This is a genomic window from Streptomyces sp. NRRL WC-3549, assembly GCF_000721935.1.
Taxonomy (GTDB): domain Bacteria; phylum Actinomycetota; class Actinomycetes; order Streptomycetales; family Streptomycetaceae; genus Streptomyces.
The window spans coordinates 1-727 of the sequence record NZ_KL585425.1; the positions used below are offsets into that span (position 1 = coordinate 1).

Sequence of the window (727 nt, forward strand, 5' to 3'; positions counted from 1 at the left end):
GGCCGGGTCGGGTGGGACCGGGGCGAGACGGGGCGCCCTGGCCATGATCACCGCGGGTTGTTCGAGCGAGGGCAAGGCGACCTCCCAGTGGGCGGGGACGGTGAAGGCGGGGGTGTCCTCGACCGGTGCCGTCGCGGCGGCTCCCAGGGACCGGAGGAGGTCATCGGTGCGGACCGGTACACCGGCGGCGACGAGTTCCGCCACGGCGAGGTGGAGTTGCTCCAGTCCCCTGTCCTGCGCGTCGAGCGCGACGGCCACGTGCGGGCGCGGGCCGAGGATCCGCTTGACCCATCCCGTGCACAGGCCGCGCGGCCCGTGCTCGACGAAGACGCGGACTCCGTCGGCCCAGGCGCGCTCGACCGTTCCCACGAAGTCGACGGTCCCCATGCCCTGGGCGGTCACGGCGTCGGCGGCGCGCTCGGCCGTCGGGGTGTACCAGTGCGTACCGGCACCGCTGTAGAACCGCACGCCGGGCACGGGGCGGGTGGGGCGGTGGTGGAGGTTCCACCACCGGTCGCGTACCTCGGCGAGCTCGGGGGCGTGAGCGGCCAGGTCGTAGTCGATCGGAAGGGTCCGGGCGGCGCCCAGGCGCGGCAGGACCGCGGCGCACGCCCCGGCCTCGCCGCCGATCACGCACACCCCGGGGGCGTTGACCGCCAGCAGGTGGACGGCGCGTTCGTCCGCGAGTACGTCGCGGACCCGGTCGAGGGGCTGTCTCTTATACACA

The 727-nt window shown here is 74.7% G+C and carries 1 pseudogene; it reads right to left on the minus strand.

Annotation, left to right across the window (positions count from 1 at the left end):
• A pseudogene (locus IH13_RS38610) lies at positions 1-727 on the minus strand (beta keto-acyl synthase); the annotation flags it as partial.